The 16,416-nt window shown below is 73.7% G+C and carries 13 protein-coding genes and 1 pseudogene; 8 read left to right on the forward strand and 6 right to left on the reverse strand.

Annotation, left to right across the window (positions count from 1 at the left end):
• Window positions 1–3: 3 nt before the first annotated feature.
• Entirely contained in the window at window positions 4–564 is a 561-nt protein-coding gene (locus ACZ52J_RS24785; RefSeq protein WP_465621787.1) for a hydrogenase maturation protease, read from the reverse strand.
• Between the two features lie 174 nt (window positions 565–738).
• On the opposite strand from ACZ52J_RS24785, the gene ACZ52J_RS24790 reads away from it, so the two are divergent.
• The 5 genes from ACZ52J_RS24790 to ACZ52J_RS24810 are packed head-to-tail and all read left to right on the forward strand — an operon-like array spanning window position 739 to window position 5,318.
• A complete protein-coding gene (locus ACZ52J_RS24790; RefSeq protein ID WP_465621788.1) occupies window positions 739–1,893 on the forward strand; it encodes a 4Fe-4S dicluster domain-containing protein in 1,155 nt (384 codons plus the stop codon).
• The gene (locus ACZ52J_RS24795) at window positions 1,890–2,351 is read left to right on the forward strand and encodes a Crp/Fnr family transcriptional regulator (RefSeq protein WP_452185545.1); all 462 of its coding nucleotides are present in this window, start codon (window positions 1,890–1,892) and stop codon (window positions 2,349–2,351) included. Before ACZ52J_RS24790 ends, ACZ52J_RS24795 begins: the two co-directional genes overlap by 4 nt.
• The gene (locus tag ACZ52J_RS24800; RefSeq protein ID WP_465621790.1) at window positions 2,348–3,151 is read left to right on the forward strand and encodes an FAD/NAD(P)-binding protein; all 804 of its coding nucleotides are present in this window, start codon (window positions 2,348–2,350) and stop codon (window positions 3,149–3,151) included. Before ACZ52J_RS24795 ends, ACZ52J_RS24800 begins: the two co-directional genes overlap by 4 nt.
• A 2-nt stretch (window positions 3,152–3,153) precedes the next feature.
• Window positions 3,154–3,942 carry an NADH-quinone oxidoreductase subunit B family protein gene (locus tag ACZ52J_RS24805; protein ID WP_465621791.1) on the forward strand — a complete coding sequence of 263 codons (789 nt, stop codon included), beginning with the start codon at window positions 3,154–3,156 and terminating at the stop codon, window positions 3,940–3,942.
• On the forward strand, window positions 3,939–5,318 hold the full coding sequence (locus ACZ52J_RS24810) for a Ni/Fe hydrogenase subunit alpha (RefSeq protein WP_465621792.1): 1,380 nt from the start codon (window positions 3,939–3,941) through the stop codon (window positions 5,316–5,318). The genes ACZ52J_RS24805 and ACZ52J_RS24810 overlap by 4 nt, the downstream gene beginning before the upstream one ends.
• 22 nt (window positions 5,319–5,340) lie before the next feature.
• Here ACZ52J_RS24810 and ACZ52J_RS24815 read toward each other — a convergent pair whose 3' ends face one another.
• On the reverse strand, window positions 5,341–5,784 hold the full coding sequence (locus tag ACZ52J_RS24815; protein WP_465621793.1) for a universal stress protein: 444 nt from the start codon (window positions 5,782–5,784) through the stop codon (window positions 5,341–5,343).
• Between the two features lie 179 nt (window positions 5,785–5,963).
• On the reverse strand, window positions 5,964–6,128 hold the full coding sequence (locus ACZ52J_RS24820) for a DUF6126 family protein (RefSeq protein ID WP_465621795.1): 165 nt from the start codon (window positions 6,126–6,128) through the stop codon (window positions 5,964–5,966).
• 154 nt (window positions 6,129–6,282) lie between these two features.
• Between ACZ52J_RS24820 and ACZ52J_RS24825 the strand changes: the two genes are divergently transcribed.
• Window positions 6,283–8,829: a cation-translocating P-type ATPase gene (locus ACZ52J_RS24825; protein WP_465621797.1), complete on the forward strand. Its 2,547-nt coding sequence runs from the start codon at window positions 6,283–6,285 to the stop codon at window positions 8,827–8,829.
• Between the two features lie 40 nt (window positions 8,830–8,869).
• Here the strand turns inward: ACZ52J_RS24825 and ACZ52J_RS24830 are convergent, their stop codons facing one another.
• Window positions 8,870–11,788 carry a cation-translocating P-type ATPase gene (locus ACZ52J_RS24830; RefSeq protein WP_465621799.1) on the reverse strand — a complete coding sequence of 973 codons (2,919 nt, stop codon included), beginning with the start codon at window positions 11,786–11,788 and terminating at the stop codon, window positions 8,870–8,872.
• 203 nt (window positions 11,789–11,991) lie between these two features.
• On the opposite strand from ACZ52J_RS24830, the gene ACZ52J_RS24835 reads away from it, so the two are divergent.
• Together ACZ52J_RS24835 and ACZ52J_RS24840 are read left to right on the forward strand one after the other, a co-directional pair.
• Window positions 11,992–12,501: a flavodoxin domain-containing protein gene (locus ACZ52J_RS24835; RefSeq protein WP_465621801.1), complete on the forward strand. Its 510-nt coding sequence runs from the start codon at window positions 11,992–11,994 to the stop codon at window positions 12,499–12,501.
• A 145-nt stretch (window positions 12,502–12,646) separates the two neighbouring features.
• Window positions 12,647–13,516 carry an HAD family hydrolase gene (locus ACZ52J_RS24840; RefSeq protein WP_465621802.1) on the forward strand — a complete coding sequence of 290 codons (870 nt, stop codon included), beginning with the start codon at window positions 12,647–12,649 and terminating at the stop codon, window positions 13,514–13,516.
• A 211-nt stretch (window positions 13,517–13,727) separates the two neighbouring features.
• Here ACZ52J_RS24840 and ACZ52J_RS24845 read toward each other — a convergent pair.
• Together ACZ52J_RS24845 and ACZ52J_RS24850 are read right to left on the reverse strand one after the other, a co-directional pair.
• A pseudogene (locus ACZ52J_RS24845) lies at window positions 13,728–14,719 on the reverse strand (catalase); the annotation flags it as partial.
• Between the two features lie 252 nt (window positions 14,720–14,971).
• Window positions 14,972–16,408, reverse strand: a complete 1,437-nt coding sequence (locus ACZ52J_RS24850; RefSeq protein WP_465621804.1) for a complex I subunit 5 family protein — start codon at window positions 16,406–16,408, stop codon at window positions 14,972–14,974.
• Window positions 16,409–16,416 lie beyond the last annotated feature (8 nt).

Below are 16,416 nucleotides of genomic sequence, written 5' to 3' on the forward strand. Positions count from 1 at the left end.
AACCTAACTATCTGACCCTGGTGGTCTCCCGGAGCGTCCGGACGCCAGGGGCGGACGCCGCCGGGCCGGGGAGGGCGAGCCTCCGAGCAGCGCGATGTCGTCCGCGATCCGCCCGGCGAGGGATTCCACGACGGCTGCGACGGGTGCCGACAGGCCGGTGCCCAGACTCGCGTCGGCGCCCTCCACGGCGTACACGACGAGGTGTCCGGGGAGCCTGTCGAGCGCTCGGGCGAGCTCGACGGCCTCGCCGAGGCCGAGCCCGTGGGAGCTCGTCGCGCCGCCCGCCGGCGTCAGCCGTTCACTCTCCAGTGCCAGGCGGTGGACCCGTCCGGGGCGTCCGGGGTGGGCATGGGCGGCATCCACCACGATGGCGAGTTCGGCGCCATCCCACAGCGTGATGAGCCGGGCCGGGTCGCCGTCGCACACCCGCAGCACGGTCCCGCCCGGTAGGGGCTGCCGCTCGGCCCGCTCTGCCAGCCGCGCCACGACGGCCCAGCCCACACCGTCATCGTGCCGGTACTCGTTCCCGACACCGATGACGGCGATCCTCGTGGCGACGTTCATGCGGTTCGCCTTCCCGTTCGTCGTGGCCGCCAGTCGCACCGAGGCCGTCCCGGGACCGTACGGGGAGTGGACGCCGCCACCTGGACCACGCCGAGACGCCTGGTCACGGGTCCGCGCAGATACTGGCCGGGACAGCTCCTGGCCGGGCTGCGTGATCGGTGCGCGGAGGTTGACGTGGCGGACGGCGCGGTGGTGATCGAGAAGGACGGGCTGAGCGTGCTCATCGCCGTCCTCGCCGGGCGCGGTCGTACGGTCGTCGGGCCGACGGTCCGCGACGGGGCGATCGTCCTGGCCGAACTCTCCGGCGGCGAGGACCTGCCCTACGGCTGGGGAGTCGAACTGGAGGCCGGGACGTACCGGCTACGGGCCCGCGAGGACGGCGCCGGGTTCGCCCACAGCGCGGGCCCGCAGTCATGGAAGACGTTCCTGCACCCGCCACGAGAGCGGCAGTGGACGGCCGACCGGGGCGCCGACGGGGAGCTGGTGGTGACGGAGGACCGGACGCCGCCGCCCTCCTATGCGTTCCTCGGCGTCCGCCCCTGCGACCTGCGGGCCATTGCGATCCAGGACCGGGTGCTGACCGGCGGGACGCACGCCGACCCGGCGTACCGGGGGCGCCGCGAACGGGCGTTCCTGGTGGCGGTGGAGTGCACCGAACCGGGCGCGACCTGCTTCTGCGTGTCCATGGGCGCCGGGCCGGCCGTCGGACCCGGCTACGACCTGGCGCTCACCGAGGTGCTCGACGCCGACGGCCACCGCTTCCTGCTGCGGGCCGGGAGCCAGGAGGGGGAGTCGGTCCTGGCCGAACTGCCGAGCCGCACCGCCGATGCCGCGACCCGGTCGGCCGCCCGCGAGCGGGTCGCCGGTGCGGCCGACCGGATGGGCCGCAGCATGCCGCCGGTGGACCTGCGGGCGCTGATGCGCGAGACCCTCACGGCCGAGCGCTGGGACGACGTCGCGGCCCGCTGCCTGACCTGCGGCAACTGCACGATGGTCTGCCCGACCTGCTTCTGCACCACCGCCGAGGACGTCACCGACCTGACCGGCGACCACGCCGAGCGGTGGCGGCGCTGGGAGTCCTGCTTCGATCTGGACTTCTCCCACCTCCAGGCGGGCCCGGTCCGGGAGACCCCGCGCAGCCGCTACCGGCAGTGGGCCACCCACAAACTCGGCACCTGGTACGACCAGTTCGGCAGCTCGGGCTGCGTCGGCTGCGGGCGTTGCATCGTGTGGTGCCCGGTCGGCATCGACATCACGGAGGAGGCCCACGCGCTGCACCTCGAGCGGGAGGGCGCGGCTCGGCCGACGGAGGAGGAGGGTCCGTCGTGACCGTCGCCCGCCACGGATTCCTCGGTGCCCTGCCGCCCGGTCACCGCGACCGTCTGCTGGGCTTCTCCTGTGAGGTCGCCTTCCCCGGCGGCACCCGAATCTTCGAGGAGGACGGCGTCGCCGACCGGTTCTGGATCATCAGTTCCGGGAGCGTCGCGCTCGACGTCCACGTCCCGGGCCGGCGCGAAGCCGTCGTGGAGACCCTCGGCGAGGGCGATCTGCTCGGCTGGTCCTGGCTGTTCGAACCGTACCGCTGGCACCTCGGCGCGCAGACCCGCGGCACCGTGCTGGCGTCCGAGTTCGACGCCGAGCGCATCCGCGCCGCGTGCGAGGAGGACCCCGCGTTCGGCCTGGCGGTGACGAACGGCGTCGCCCAGGTGATCGCCCGGCGGCTGAAGGCCACCCGTACCCGCCTGCTGGACCTCTACGGGCTCCCCGGTGACGGTGGGGCGCGATGACGGCTCCCGTCCCTTACCGGGTGGTCGGCCGCGAGGCCGACACACCCGACACCGCCACGGTCGTCCTGGAGCCGCCCGGCCCGTCCCTCCCACCGTTCGCCCCGGGGCAGTTCGCCATGGTGTACGCCTTCGGTGTCGGGGACATCCCGCTGTCGGTCAGCGGTTTCGACGGGCACCGGCTGACCCACACCGTCCGCGCGGTCGGCGCGATCTCCGGCGCGTTGCACGGGCTGCGGCCCGGCGCGACGGTCGGGGTACGCGGCCCGTTCGGCACCGGCTGGGAGCTGCCCACCGCCGCAGGGCTCGACCTGGTGGTGGTGGCCGGAGGCATCGGTCTGGCGCCGCTACGCCCGCTGGTGCGCGCAGCGCTTGCCACACCCGAGCAGTACGGGCGGTTGAACGTCCTGATCGGAGCGCGGACGCCCGGTGACCTGCTCTACGCCGAGGAGGTGCGCGGCTGGCGGACGGCCGCGAGGACGATGACCACCGTCGACCGCCCCGACACACAGTGGCGGGGCGAGGTCGGTGTCGTCACGACCCTGCTCGACCGGGCGGCCTTCGACCCGCCGGCGGCAACGGCGTTCATCTGCGGGCCCGAGCCGATGATCAGGGCTACCGCCCGCGACCTGGTGCAGCGAGGCGTCGCCCCCGACCGGATCAGGGTCTCCCTGGAACGCACCATGCACTGCGGGACCGGCCACTGCGGGCACTGCCAGCTCGGCCCCCTCCTGCTCTGCCGTGACGGCCCGGTCGTCACCTGGACCCGCGCCCAACCCCTCCTCACGGTCAGGGAATTGTGACGATGCCGAGCACTGCCGACCGGCGCCCGACGCTCGCCGTGTGGAAGTTCGCCTCCTGCGACGGCTGCCAACTCACCCTGCTGGACTGCGAGGACGAACTCCTCGCCATCGCCGAGCAGGTCGAGATCTCGCACTTCCCGGAGGCCTCCAGCGCGAGCACTCCGGGCCCGTACGACCTGTCGCTCGTCGAGGGCTCGGTCACCACCCCGCAGGACGCCGAGCGGATCCAGCACATCCGCGCGGTCTCGCGCCGCCTGGTGACCATCGGCGCCTGCGCCACCGCGGGCGGCGTCCAGGCCCTGCGCAACTACGCCGACGTCGCCGAGTTCCAGGCCGTCGTCTACGCCCGACCCGACTACATCGACACGCTCGCCACCTCCACACCGATCAGCGCCCACGTCCCCGTCGATTTCGAACTGCGCGGCTGCCCCATCGACCGGCACCAGCTCATCGAGGTCATCACCGCCCACCTGGCCGGCCGCAAACCGGACGTCCCCGCGCACAGCGTCTGCTTCGAGTGCAAGCAACGCGGCACGGTCTGCGTGACGGTCGCCCACGGCACCCCCTGCCTCGGCCCGGTCACCCACGCCGGCTGCGGTGCGCTCTGCCCCGCCTACGACCGGGGCTGCTACGGCTGCTTCGGCCCCTCGAACTCCACGAACCTCCCCTCCTTCATCCCCCTCCTGCGCCGCGACGGCATGGACACCCTCGACGTGGTGCGGGTCCTGCGCACCTTCAACGCGGCAGCTCCAGAGTTCGAGGCGGCCTCCCGGAAGGAGCTGGACCGGTGACCCACCGCTGCTCCAGGGTGCTCCACGTCGGATCGCTCGCCCGTGTCGAGGGCGAGACCGCACTGCACCTGGGCCTGGACGGCGGCGAAGTCACCGAGGCCCGGCTGGCGATCTACGAACCCCCGCGGTTCTTCGAGGCGTTCCTGCGCGGACGCTCCTACACGGAACCGCCCGACATCACCTCGCGGGTCTGCGGGATCTGCCCGGTCGCCTACCAGATGAGCGCCTGCCGGGCCGTCGAGGACGCCTGCGGCGTCATCGTGGACGGGCAACTCGCCGCGCTCCGCCGACTGCTCTACTGCGGCGAGTGGATCGAGAGCCAGACGCTGCACATCCACCTCCTGCACGCACCCGACTTCCTCGGCTGCGACAGCGCCGTCGACCTGGCCCGCACCCACCGGACCGACGTCGAACGCGGCCTTCGACTCAAACAGGCCGGAAACGCGATCATGGAACTACTCGGCGGCCGGGCGATCCACCCCGTCAACGTCCGCGTCGGTGGCTTCCACCGCACCCCGACCACCGCCGAACTACGGCCCCTGGCCGAGCGGTTGCGCCGAGCCCGGGACGACGCACAGCAGACGGTCCGCTGGGTGGCGGGCTTCGACTTCCCCGACGCCGGCTGCGACCACGACCTGCTCGCCTTGGCCGAGCCCGGCAGCTACGCCATCGAGTTGGGCACCCCGACCGTGATGCCCGCCCCGCAGACCGCCGGGCTGCCCGACGGGTCCGACCGCGCACTGCCCACCCGTGCCTTCGACGTCCACGCGTTCGGAGACCACGTCGTCGAGAGCCAGGTGCCGCACTCCACCGCCCTCCACTCCTTGCTGGACGGCCGCCGCCACCTCACCGGCTCGCTCGCCCGCTACGCGATCAGCGGCCGCTGGCTCTCCCCGATCGCCCTCCAGGCCGCCCAGGACGCCGGACTCGGCGACCCGCGCCAGGGCACCGTCTGCCGAAACCCCTTCCGCAGCATCGTCGTCCGGGCGGTCGAGGTGCTCCACGCCGTCGACGAGGCGCTGCGCATCATCGACGCCTACCGACCCCCACCGCGCCCCCACGTCGGGGTGTCACCGCGAGCCGCCACCGGTCACGGAGCCACCGAGGCACCGCGAGGGCTGCTCTACCACCGCTACGCCATCGACGGCGACGGAACCGTCACCGATGCCGTCCTCGTCCCGCCGACCGCGCAGAACCAGGGCGCGATCGAGGCGGACCTGCGCCGCATCGTGCAGGACCGCCTGGGAGCCGGCGATGCCACCGACGCCGAACTGACCGCCCTGTGCGAGCGGGCGATCCGCAACCACGACCCGTGCATCTCGTGCTCGGCCCACTTCCTCGACCTCACCGTGGAGCGCACCTCGGCCGGTACCTGAGCCGGTCCCGAGCGGGGCGCGCTCAGACGGTGCCGCGAACGACGACCACGGGGCAGGGGGAGTGTTCCACGCAGTACCGGCTCACGGAGCCCAGCATCGTGCCCTTGAAGCCGCCGAGACCCCTGCTGCCGACGACCAGGAGCCGAGCTCCGCGAGCTGCCTGCAGCAGCACCTCGGCAGGGTGGCCGTATTCGACGCGCTGCCGGATCGGTACCGGGGATTCCATGGTGTCCTCCTCGCGCTCCACGGTGTTCGAGAGGGTGAGACGGGCCGCCTCCTCCACCTCGGAGCCCGGGATCGGCAGGCCCCAACCGCTCCACGGCAGGTAGTCCCAGGCGGTCACGGCTTCAACCGCGGAGCCGTCCAGCCGAGCGAGTTCCACTGCCCAGCGCAGTGCCGTGGTCGAGGACGGCGAGCCGTCGACGCCGACGACGATGGTGCGGGCACCTCGGCGTGCGGATTCCATGACGAACCTCCTGGTCGCTGTGCGGTTGGCGGGATCAGGGCTGTTCAACTGTCCGCCCTGTCACGACGTGACGCTCTTCCGCAGCCGATCTCCCCATCTCCGCGGTGAAGGCCGCTCGGGTCGGCGACTGGACGGGGCGGGACACCGGGCCTCTGCTCGGTGTTCGTTCGGCGGCGGGTTCAGCGGCGGTTGCCGAGGGCGAAGAGCAGGATGACGAAGCCGGCGAACAGGTGGGTGCCGAGGACGTAGATCCCGGCCCGGACCGGCCCTCCCGGGCCCGGGCATTCGGAGAGACCATGAGGGTGTCCGAGAACGCGCCGCGCCGCGCCCGCCTCCCCCGTCACCGGTCGGGGAGGGGCTGCCGTCCGGGTGCGGCGCTCCGGAGGTGATCGCCGTGGTTGGTGCCGATCCGTCGGCCGTCCGGGTGGAGGCCCGGCCGGACCTTGCGCTCTCGCGCCGACTCCGGCCGGTCACGTGGCCGGCCGACCGGGTGGTGCGGTGACCCGGACGGTCAGCCGTCCTGCCGGTCTGACCGCGGAGCAGGCGGCCCGGTCGCTGGTGCTGCACGGGCCGAACGTGGTCGGGGCGGCGCCGCGACCGCCACTGTGGTCGAGGATCGCTGCACAGTTGCGCGACCCGCTGATCATGGTGCTGCTCGCCGCGGTCGTGCTGACGGTGGCGACCGGTGACCACGCCGATGCCATCGTCATCGGCCTCGTCGTCGTGGTGAACACCGCCGTGGGCGTCACCCAGGAGGTCCGGGCGGACAACGCGGTGGCAGCGCTCTCGGCGCTGTCCGCGCCTGCGGCGCGGGTGCTGCGTGACGGCCAGGAGCGCGAGGTGGCGGCCGCCGCCGTGGTGCCGGGGGATGTCCTGCTGCTCGGCGAGGGGGACATCGTTCCCGCGGACACCGAGCTGTTCGAGGCGTCCGCGCTGCTGGTGGACGAGGCGATGCTGACCGGCGAGTCCGTCCCCGTGGAGAAGGACGTGGCCGGTGCCGCCGGACTCAGCGCCGGCACGGTGGTGGTGCGCGGCCGGGCGGTCGCGACCGTCACCGCCACCGGCGCGGACAGCGCCCTCGGCCGGATCGCCGCCGCGCTTCACCCGCGCCCTCGGGCCACACCGCTGCAGCAGCGGCTCGCCGGGCTCGGCCGGGTGCTGGCCCTGGTCACCGTCGCCCTGTGCCTGGTCGTCTTCGTCCTCGGGCTGGCCCGGGGCCTGGCGCCCGAGGCGATGGCGGTCACCGCGATCAGCCTGGCGGTGGCGGCCGTGCCGGAGTCGCTGCCCGCCGTGGTGACGCTCGCGCTCGCGATCGGCGCCCGTCGGATGGCCGCCCGTCATGCCGTGGTCCGCCGGCTCCCGGCCGTCGAGACCCTCGGTTCGGTGACCGTGCTCGCGACCGACAAGACCGGCACGCTCACCGAGGGGCGGATGGTGGTCGAGCGGCTCTGGGCACCCGGCTGGGAGGCCACCGTGACCGGCACCGGCTACCGGCCGCAGGGCGAGATCCGGGTGGACCCACCGGACGGTTTCGGCCAGGCCCGGGCGCTGCTGCGGGCGGCGGCACTGTGCAACGACGCCGGGCTGCGGCCGCCCAAGCCGGGTGAGAACGGGCAGTGGACGGCTCTCGGGGACCCGACCGAGGCCGCTCTGCTGGTGGCCGCCGCCAAGGCGGGCCTCGACCCGGCCGAGCTCGCCGAGCGGTTCCCACGGGTGGACGAGCTGCCGTTCGACAGTCTCCGCAAGCGGATGACCACTGTGCACCGGACATCCGACGGGCGCCTGGAGGCCTGCCTGAAGGGCGCTCCCGAGGCCGTTCTCGACCCGGCCGTACTCGACGAGGACGCGAGCACCCTGGCACGGGCGTCGGCGCGGGCGGCGCAGTTCGCCGCTGACGGCTACCGGGTCCTCGCGGTGGCCGGCGGACCCCGGAGCGCCCAGGCCGGGCCCGTCGAGTCCGGCCTGCGGCTGCTCGGCCTGGCGGCGCTCAGTGACCCGCCCAAGCCCGAAGCCACCGCCACCCTGGCCGCCTGCCGCCGGGCCGGGATCACCCCGGTCCTGATCACGGGTGACCACCCGGCCACGGCCCGCGCGATCGCCGAGCGGGTCGGCCTGCTGGAACGCGGCGCGGGCACGGTGGCCACCGGCCGGGACCTGGCCGAGCGAACCGTCCCGGATCTCACCGCCGTGCGCGTCTTCGCCCGCACGGACCCCCAGCAGAAGCTCGACATCGTCGAGGCCTGGCGTGCGGCCGGCGCGGTCACCGCGATGACCGGCGACGGCGTCAACGACGGCCCCGCCCTCCAGCAGGCGGACATCGGCGTGGCGATGGGTCGGCGCGGGACCGAGGTGGCCCGCCAGGCCGCCGACCTCGTCCTGGCCGACGACGAACTCGCCACCCTCGTCGCGGCCGTGGAGGAGGGCCGCCGGGTCTACGACAACATCCGCCGCTTCCTCCTGTACGCCATGTCCGGCGGTGCGGCGGAGATCCTGGTCATGCTCCTGGGTCCGCTGTTCGGTCTCGCGCTGCCGTTGCGCGCCGGCCAGATCCTGTGGATCAACCTGCTCACCCACGGCCTGACCGGTGTCGCGGTCGGCGCGGAACCGGTCTCCGTCCGGGCGATGCGGCGGCCGCCCAGGGCCCCGCACGAGCACGTGCTCGGCGCCGGCCTCTGGCAGGGCGTCCTCGCGCTGGGCGCGATGGTCACCGCCGTGAGCCTGGCAGCCGCCCGCTGGGCCGAGGCTTCCGGGCGGCCCTGGCAGAGCGTGCTGTTCCTCGCCCTGCTGGCGGCCCAGCTCGGCGTGGTGCTCGGGCTGCGTGAGCGGTTGTTCACCCGGGCGAATCCGTTCCTCCCGGCGGCCGTACTGACGTCGGCGGGGCTGGCGGCGGGCGCGTTGTATCTGCCGCTGCTCCAGGACGTCCTGAAGACCGTACCGCTGTCCTGGACGGACGTCGGGCTGGCGGGGGCAGCCGGGCTGGCGGCCTTCGGGGCGGCACGGCTGGGTGCGCGCGGGCTGATCCTCCCGTCACAGCGGCCGGGCTGAGCAGGGCCCCGGCCCGGTTCCGGTACGTGGAGGGTCCGCCTCACGGCATGCGGCGGCCGTGCTCGGCGGCGACCCGGCGGGCATGGGTGACGATCTCGTCGGCCGCGTGCTCGCTGACCCCGAGGGCGCGGGTGAGCCGGTGGGCACTCCAGCCGTGCCGGGCCAGGAGGACGGCGAGCGGATGGTGCCCGGACGCCTCGGCGACGGGAGGCACTGGCGCGGGCACGACGGCGACCGGCGCCACGTGTTCCGCCGTACGGCGGCGCACCAGGGCTCTGCGTATCTCGTCCGCGCCCCAGACGACGAACGGGAACGGGGCCACGACGGCCAGTTGGGCCGGGGTGAGCGCTGCCGTCCCGAAGACGTGGTGCAGGGGCGGCAGGTAGACGATGGCGGCGGCGAAGGCGAGGGAGAAGCCGATGCCGCCGAGCAGCCGCGGGTTGCTGAGGACGCCGATGGAGCGCAGTGAGGCATGCTCGGTGCGGGCGGCGAAGGCGGTGCCGATCTGGCAGGTGACGATGCCGAGCCAGGTCACCGTGGTGGCCTGCTGGTAGGTCAGGTGCAACGCGGTGCCGGGGCCGGTCGGGTCACCGGGGTGCCAGCCTCCCAGCGTCAGGGTGAGCAGGAACCCGAACATCACCAGGCCGGCCGAGATCAGTCCGAGGAAGCCCCAGGCCCTGGCCAGCATCGAGGGCTGGATCACCCGCTGGCCGCGCGGTCGCGGGGGGCGGTCCATCAGCCCGGGCTCGGCGCGTTCGCGGCCGAGGGCGAGGGCCGGGAGGGTGTCGGTGCCGAGGTCGATGGCCAGGATCTGCATCACCGTGAGCGGCAACGGGATGGCACCGCCGGCGAGCGCGAACACAAGGAAGGGGACGACCTCGGGGACGGCGTGGGTGAAGATGTAGACGATGAACTTGCGGATGTTGTCGTACGTCCGCCGCCCGGCCTCGACGGCCGCCACGATGGTGGCGAAGTTGTCGTCCGTCAGCACCATCGTCGCCGACTCGCGGGCCACGTCCGTGCCGGAGCGGCCCATGGCGACGCCGATGTCGGCGCGCCGCAGGGCGGGGGCGTCGTTGACGCCGTCTCCGGTCATGGCCACGGTGTGGCCTTCGGCGCGCAGCGCGTCCGCGATCCGGAGCTTGGCCTCGGGCGAGGTGCGGGCGAAGATCACCTCCTCGCCCCGGGCAAGCAGTGTGTCCAGTTCCGGCTCGCTCATTGCCGCCAGCTCCGTGCCGGTGACGATGCGGGAACCGCGGTGGCCGATGCCGACCTGCGCGGCGATGGCAGCCGCGGTAAGACCGTTGTCACCGGTGACGACGTGCACGGTGATGCCGGCCCGGTGGGCGAGCGTGATCGCGTCGGCGACCTCGGGCCGGGCCGGGTCGGCCATGGCGATCAGGCCGACCAGGCACAGGTCACGCTCGGCCTCCTCACGGCGGGCGGGCGGCGGTGCGCCGGCCGGCAGCCGACGCACGGCCACGGCGAGCACTCGCAGGCCCCGGGCGGCCAGGACACCGACGGCGTGGGCCACCTCGGTCCGGTCGTCCGGTGTGAGGGCCCGCTCCGCGCCGTGGTCGAGGAAGTACGCGGCGTGGAGGAGCACCTCCTCCGGCGCGCCCTTGGTGCGCAGGACGACCGTGCCGTCCTCGGCGTCGGCGGTGGTCATCAGCTTGATGCGGGGGTCGAAGCGGTACATGGCCCGACGGTCGCGATCACGCCGCTCGGGCGGACACGGCACGCCGAGCCGGTCGGCCAGGTCGAGCAACGCGAGCTCGGTCGGGTCGCCGTGGCCCGAGTCCGGATGAGCCGTCGTGCAGGCGGCCGCCGCCTCGGCGACCAGCCGCACCTGCGGCGGGACGTCCGGCAGGGCGTCGACTGCGCTCTCGCCGCCCGGCGTCCAGACGGCCGTCACCAGCATCCGGTTCTCGGTCAGCGTGCCCGTCTTGTCGGTGCACACGACCGTCGTGGAACCCAGCGTCTCGACGGCGGACAGTCGCTTGACCACCGCGCCGCGCCGGGCCAGGTCGCGCACTCCGGAGGCCAACGCGAGGGTGATGGTCGGCAGCAGGCCCTCCGGAACATTCGCCACCAGCAGGCCGATCGCGAAGCTCACCGCGGCGGCGAGTGAGAGGCCCGCGGCGAGACCGATCGGCAGGAAGGCCAGCCCGACGCCGACCGCGACCACCGCGATCAGCCGGGCGGCCCGCTTGACCTGGTGCTCCAGCGGGCTCTCCTCACGGTGGGTGCGCTGGCTGAGCGCCGCGATCCGGCCGAGCTCGGTGTGCATGCCGGTGGCGGTGACCACCGCCCGGGCCTGGCCACCCGTGCACGTCGTCCCGGAGAACAGCAGGTCGCGGGCGTCCAGCAGCGAGCCCTCGACATCCGCCAGTTCCGCCGAGCGGAACACCGGCACCGACTCACCGGTCAGCGCCGACAGGTCGACCTCGACGCCTCCCGCGAGCAGCCGGGCGTCGGCGGAGATCCGCTCGCCCTCCTCGACCACCAGTACATCCCCCGGGACCAGCGAGCGGGCGGCCACGTCCCGCCGGGCGCCGTCGCGCACCACGGTCGTCTGCTCCGGCAGGAACGCGGCCAGAGCCTCCACCGCCCGCTCGGCCTGCTGCTCCTGGGCGAAGGCGAGCGCGGCGTTGAGCAGGATCACCGCGACGATCGCCACCGCCAGCGCCAAGGCCCCACTGACCGCCGCGAGCGCGGCCGCGAGGGCCAGCAACAGGGCGAGTGGGTGGGTGAACTGCTGCGCGAGCTCGCGGGGCCAGCGCCGCCCGCCGCGCCGGGCAAGGGTGTTGGGGCCGTACACGGCCTGGCGCCGGAGCACCTCGCGCTCCGCCAGACCCGCCGGTGACGTGCGCAGATCCCGGAACAGCAGTGCGATCGGCTCGCGCGGGTCGGGGGCGTCCGAGCGGTCGGACGACCGGAGCTCGGCGGTCGGTGCCATGTTCCCTCCCCGGTGGTCGTGGGGCGGCCCGGTGACCCCGGGCCCTGTACGAACCGTAGGCAGCGGTCCGGGCCCCGCGGCAGGGCCGACCGGCCCCGGGAACGGGGCGAGCGGCCCTGGCCGGGGTGCCGACGACGGCTCACGCTGAAGCTGTCGGCCTCGCCACGCGAACCGACGGCGCAGGCACACGCAGGAGGAGCGCCATGAAGAAGCAGAGGGTCCTGGTGGCCTACGGCAGCAAGCACGGCGCCACGGCCGGCATCGCCCAGGAGATCGGCCGGACCTTGGACCAGGACGGGTTCGACGCCGTCGTCGTCCCCGCCGCAGAGGTACAGGACGTGTCGGACTTCGACGCCGTCGTTCTCGGCAGCTCGCTCTACGAGGGCCACTGGCACCGCGACGCCCTGCGCTGCGCGCATGACCACGCCGAGGCCCTGGCCCGGCGCTCGGTCTGGCTGTTCAGCAGCGGCCCGGTGGACAGCTCCGCCGAGCAGCACGACATCCCGCCGGTGCACGGAGCCGCGAAGGAGGTTCGGCACCTGCACGCCCGCGGGCATGTCACCTTCGGCGGCAGTGTCACGGCGGACACCCCGGGCCGGATCGCCCGCAGCCTCGTCAGACACGGCAAGGGCGGCGACTTCCGCAGCCCGGAGCACATCCAGCGCTGGGCGCACGAGATCGGGAACGCGCTGCGCTCCCCGGACGGGGCGTAACGCCGGGGCGGGACGTCCGCGTGGGCTCAGCGGCCCAGCCCTCGGGGCCGAGCGGCCCTGGCACGGGGGAGCCCTGGCGGCGGAGGGTTGAGGTGTGCCCAGCCGGAGCGCGCAACCGTCGTCGGACCGGACCGAGGAGCCTCAGATGTCCACCGCCCAGTACCAGCCGCCCACTGCCGGGGCCCCGTCGGCCGACGGCGTCGGCGCGCTCACCGGGCCGCTCGGCGCGGAGGACCACGAGACCGGGACGGACACGGATCGGGCGTCGGTCCGGTTGGCCCCCCACCTGGTGGGCGCGGTCGTCCTCGACACGGACGGTGTCCTGACCGACTCCCAGCCGCTGCGCACCATGGCCTGGCAGGACACTCTCGACGCCTATCTGGCCCAGTACGCGCACGTCACCGGTCGTCCGCAACGCCCCCTCGATGCCACGTCCGACCTGCCCGCCCACCTGACCGGCCGACTCGACGCGGACACCGGCGCCGCCCTCCTGGCCGAACGCCCGGTGATCGCCGACCTGGCCGTCCATCACCTCGGTCCGTCGGGGGAAGACCTGCTGCGCTTGCTGGTCCGCCACCAGGACCAGCGTTTCGAGGAACTCCTGAACTCCCGGGGCGCACCGCCGCGTACCGGCGCCGTCCGGTTGCTGCGGGCCTTGCGTACCGCCGGCATCCGTACGGCGGCGGTCTCGACCAGCCGGCGCGGCACGCTCCTGCTTCACCGTGCCGGGCTGGACAACCTGGTGGACGCCTGTGTGGACGCCGGGGACGCAGGTCACTACGGGCTCGCCGGACCGCCTGACCCGGGCCTGTACGAGCTGGCGCTGAGACTGCTGCAGACCGCAGCGGCGCGCTCGGTGCTGCTGGCAGGCACGCCGATGGGCACGGCGGCCGGTGTCCGGGCCGGATTCGGCCGGACAGCTGCCATCTCCTTCGATCATGAAGGGCCCTCGGCGCCGTGGCCGACCGGGGAGCCCCTCGTACGCGGACTGGGCGCTGTCGCGGTCGCCGCGTAGCGGCTGGGTCATCAGCAGACGAGAACACGCTCACCCGATCGCGGTACGACCGTTCAGCCGAATTGTGGTCGATGTTCCGTGCCACGGAGGACGTACCGAGGATGACCGTCATGAGCCCGACCGTGTGCGGACCGCAGCATCGCAATGGGGCGCTCCAGAGGATCAGGGTGTCCGGGTTCAGCTCGGGCGTCGCCTACGGGTCCGGATGCAAAGCGCCGGCCTCGATCGCGTCCGCAGGTCACGCCGGTGGAAGTCGGGGTCCATGCCGCAGATCAGCTGCGCCTCCTCCCAGGCCAGGGAGTGCACGCCCAGCTTCGGCTTCCAGTGGAACTTGACCAGCGTGCTCGCGCCGTCGGCGTTGACGAGGCGGAAGGTGTGGACGCCGAAGCCCTCCATCATCCGGTACGAGCGGGGGATGCCCCGGTCGGACATGTTCCACAGGGTGTGGTGGGTGGCTTCGGTGTGCAGCGACACGAAGTCCCAGAACGTGTCATGAGCCGACTGCGCCTGCGGGATCTCCCGGTCCGGGTGGGGCTTGGCGGCGTGCACGACGTCCGGGAACTTGATCGCGTCCTGGATGAAGAACACCGGGATGTTGTTGCCGACCAGATCGAAGACACCCTCGGTCGTGTAGAACTTCGTCGCGAAGCCGCGGGTGTCGCGCACGGTGTCCGCCGACCCGCGCGAGCCGAGCACGGTGGAGAACCGCACGAACACCGGTGTCTCGACCCCGGCCAAAAACGCCGCCTTGGTGACGGCGGCGGCTGTGCCGTAGCCGCGGAAGACGCCGTGCGCCGCCGCGCCACGGGCGTGCACGGCCCGCTCGGGAATCCGCTCGTGGTCGAAGTGCATGATCTTCTCGCGCAGGTGGTGGTCCTGCAACAGCACCGGCCCGCGCGGCCCGGCCTTCAGCGAATGGTCCGAATCCGGCAGCCGAACGCCCTGGGCGGTCGTCAGATACCCGCCGTTCTGCGCCCGCAGGTCCGCGGAAGCGCCTGTGCCACGGCCGGTCGCGGACAGGCCGGCGGGCGCGCTCTGGTCCGGCTTGGGCGGCAGCGGCGCGCGCGGCTCGGTGGGCTCGGCGACCGTCGGCGACTCTGCCGAGGGCGCACCCGGAACCTCCGGACGGTGGCGGTCCACCATGCCTGTCACGGCCTCAGCCACGGTGTGCACGGCCTTCTGGACGGGCTTGGACTCGCGCATTGATCCTCCTGATCGAACATGTGTCCACCCACTTCGGGATGGATGGGCCGCCTACACACGACTATCGGCCGGGCTGGACGGCTCGCGGCGGCGGCGTACCGCGAGAGGCCGGCTGGATGTCGGGGGTCGTCTGCCCGGGAGCACAGGCGGTACACCCCGGGCCGCCGCAGCATGCACCTGCTTGGCCTGACGGCGCCCGATTGCCCGTCGGGGCAGACCCGCGAACCCCGCCGTGCCGTCCGGTCCGACGGATCAGGCCTGCGCTGCGATGGCGGCGCAGAGCACGGCCACGCCGACGGCCAGCCAGGCGAGGTAGTCGCCGAGGTGCCCGGAGTGCAGTCGGCGCAGCACGCGCACGGCGGAGGGGGCGGGACCGGTAGGTCGGGGCCGCAGGGCGGCTGCGGTGGCGAGGGCGCAGGCCAGTCCGGCGGAGAGCAGGCCGAGGGCGATGCCCGCTCCGGTCCAGCCGGCCACGGCGGCACCGGCTGCCGGGCCGGGGCCGGCGGCAGGAAGGACCGCGGCGGCGTAGCGGGCCGGGTCGGTGAAGGTGGCCGCGCCGCGCGCCACGGCGGTGGCGACGGCGGGTACGCAGCACAGGACGAGTCCGGTGGCCAGCAGGACGGCGGGGACGGCCGGCATCGTGGGTGGCAGGCTCCGCTCCGGCCCGCGGATCTCCGGTTCCTCTCCGTCGCCGGTGGTCTCGTCCTCGCCCTGCCGGATGGCGGGCACCGGCCCGACGCCCCAGAAAACGCGCAGTGCGGCTCGGAGAACGGCTGCGCCGGTGACGGCCGAGGTGGCCACGAACACCACGGGGAGCCAGGACTGGAGGTGGCCGGCGGCGTCCTCGGTCAGGGCTTTGCCCAGGCCGGTGCCGAACGGCGGCAGCCCGGCCAGGGCCAGCGCACCGACGACGAACAGCACGCCCACGAGGCGCAGCGGGCGGGCCCTTCCGTGCAGGCTGAGCTCGTCGACGGATCCGTAGCGGTCCAGCAGGACGCCGGTGAGGGCGAACAGGGCGGCCTTCACCAGGCCGTGCCCGGCGACGTAGAGGGCGGTTCCGGCGGCGCCGGCCGGGGTGAGCAGGGCGACGCCGGTGAGGAACAGGCCGACGTGGCTGATGGTGGAGAAGGCGAGCAGGCGCTTGAGGTGCCGTTGCTGCCAGCACATCAGGGCACCGAGCAGGGCGGTCACCACGCCCAGCGCGACGAAGGTGGTGCGGAACGCCTCGTGCGGGATGCCGCCGGGGCCGGCGAAGACGGTCCAGTAGATCCGGGCGATGCCGTAGACGCCGAGTTCGACCATGACGCCGGACATCAGCATGCACACCGGGGTGGGCGCGACGGCGTGGGCGTCGGGCAGCCAGAAGTGGAACGGCGCGGCGGCGGCCTTCACCAGCAGTGCCGTGCACACCAGGACGAACGCGACGACGGTCAGCGGGTCGGCGTGGTGGGCGGCGAGCTGCCGGCCGAGGCGGGCGAGGTTGAGCTCACCGGTGCGGGCGTACAGGAGTCCGATGCCCAGGAGGGAGCAGTAGGCGGCGAACGAGGTGACGATGCCGAAGGTCAGAGCGCCGTGCAGGGGACGAGGGTCCTCGATGCGGTAGCCGGTCAGGGCGTAGGCGGCCGCGCCCATGAGCTCGAAGAAGACGAAGGCGTTGAAGAGGTCGCCGGTGAGGGCGAACCCGGCCATGCCGGACG

This window comes from Kitasatospora sp. NPDC034035 (genome assembly GCF_055575755.1).

Excerpts from the sequence above, each read along its gene's own strand:
- ACZ52J_RS24850 (WP_465621804.1), bottom strand. The coding sequence starts at position 16,408 with ATGGCCGGGTTCGCCCTCACCGGCGACCTCTTCAACGCCTTCGTCTTC.
- ACZ52J_RS24785 (WP_465621787.1), bottom strand. The coding sequence starts at position 564 with ATGAACGTCGCCACGAGGATCGCCGTCATCGGTGTCGGGAACGAGTAC.
- ACZ52J_RS24800 (WP_465621790.1), top strand. The coding sequence starts at position 2,348 with ATGACGGCTCCCGTCCCTTACCGGGTGGTCGGCCGCGAGGCCGACACA.
- ACZ52J_RS24805 (WP_465621791.1), top strand. The coding sequence starts at position 3,154 with ATGCCGAGCACTGCCGACCGGCGCCCGACGCTCGCCGTGTGGAAGTTC.
- ACZ52J_RS24815 (WP_465621793.1), bottom strand. The coding sequence starts at position 5,784 with ATGGAATCCGCACGCCGAGGTGCCCGCACCATCGTCGTCGGCGTCGAC.
- ACZ52J_RS24835 (WP_465621801.1), top strand. The coding sequence starts at position 11,992 with ATGAAGAAGCAGAGGGTCCTGGTGGCCTACGGCAGCAAGCACGGCGCC.
- ACZ52J_RS24840 (WP_465621802.1), top strand. The coding sequence starts at position 12,647 with ATGTCCACCGCCCAGTACCAGCCGCCCACTGCCGGGGCCCCGTCGGCC.
- ACZ52J_RS24830 (WP_465621799.1), bottom strand. The coding sequence starts at position 11,788 with ATGGCACCGACCGCCGAGCTCCGGTCGTCCGACCGCTCGGACGCCCCC.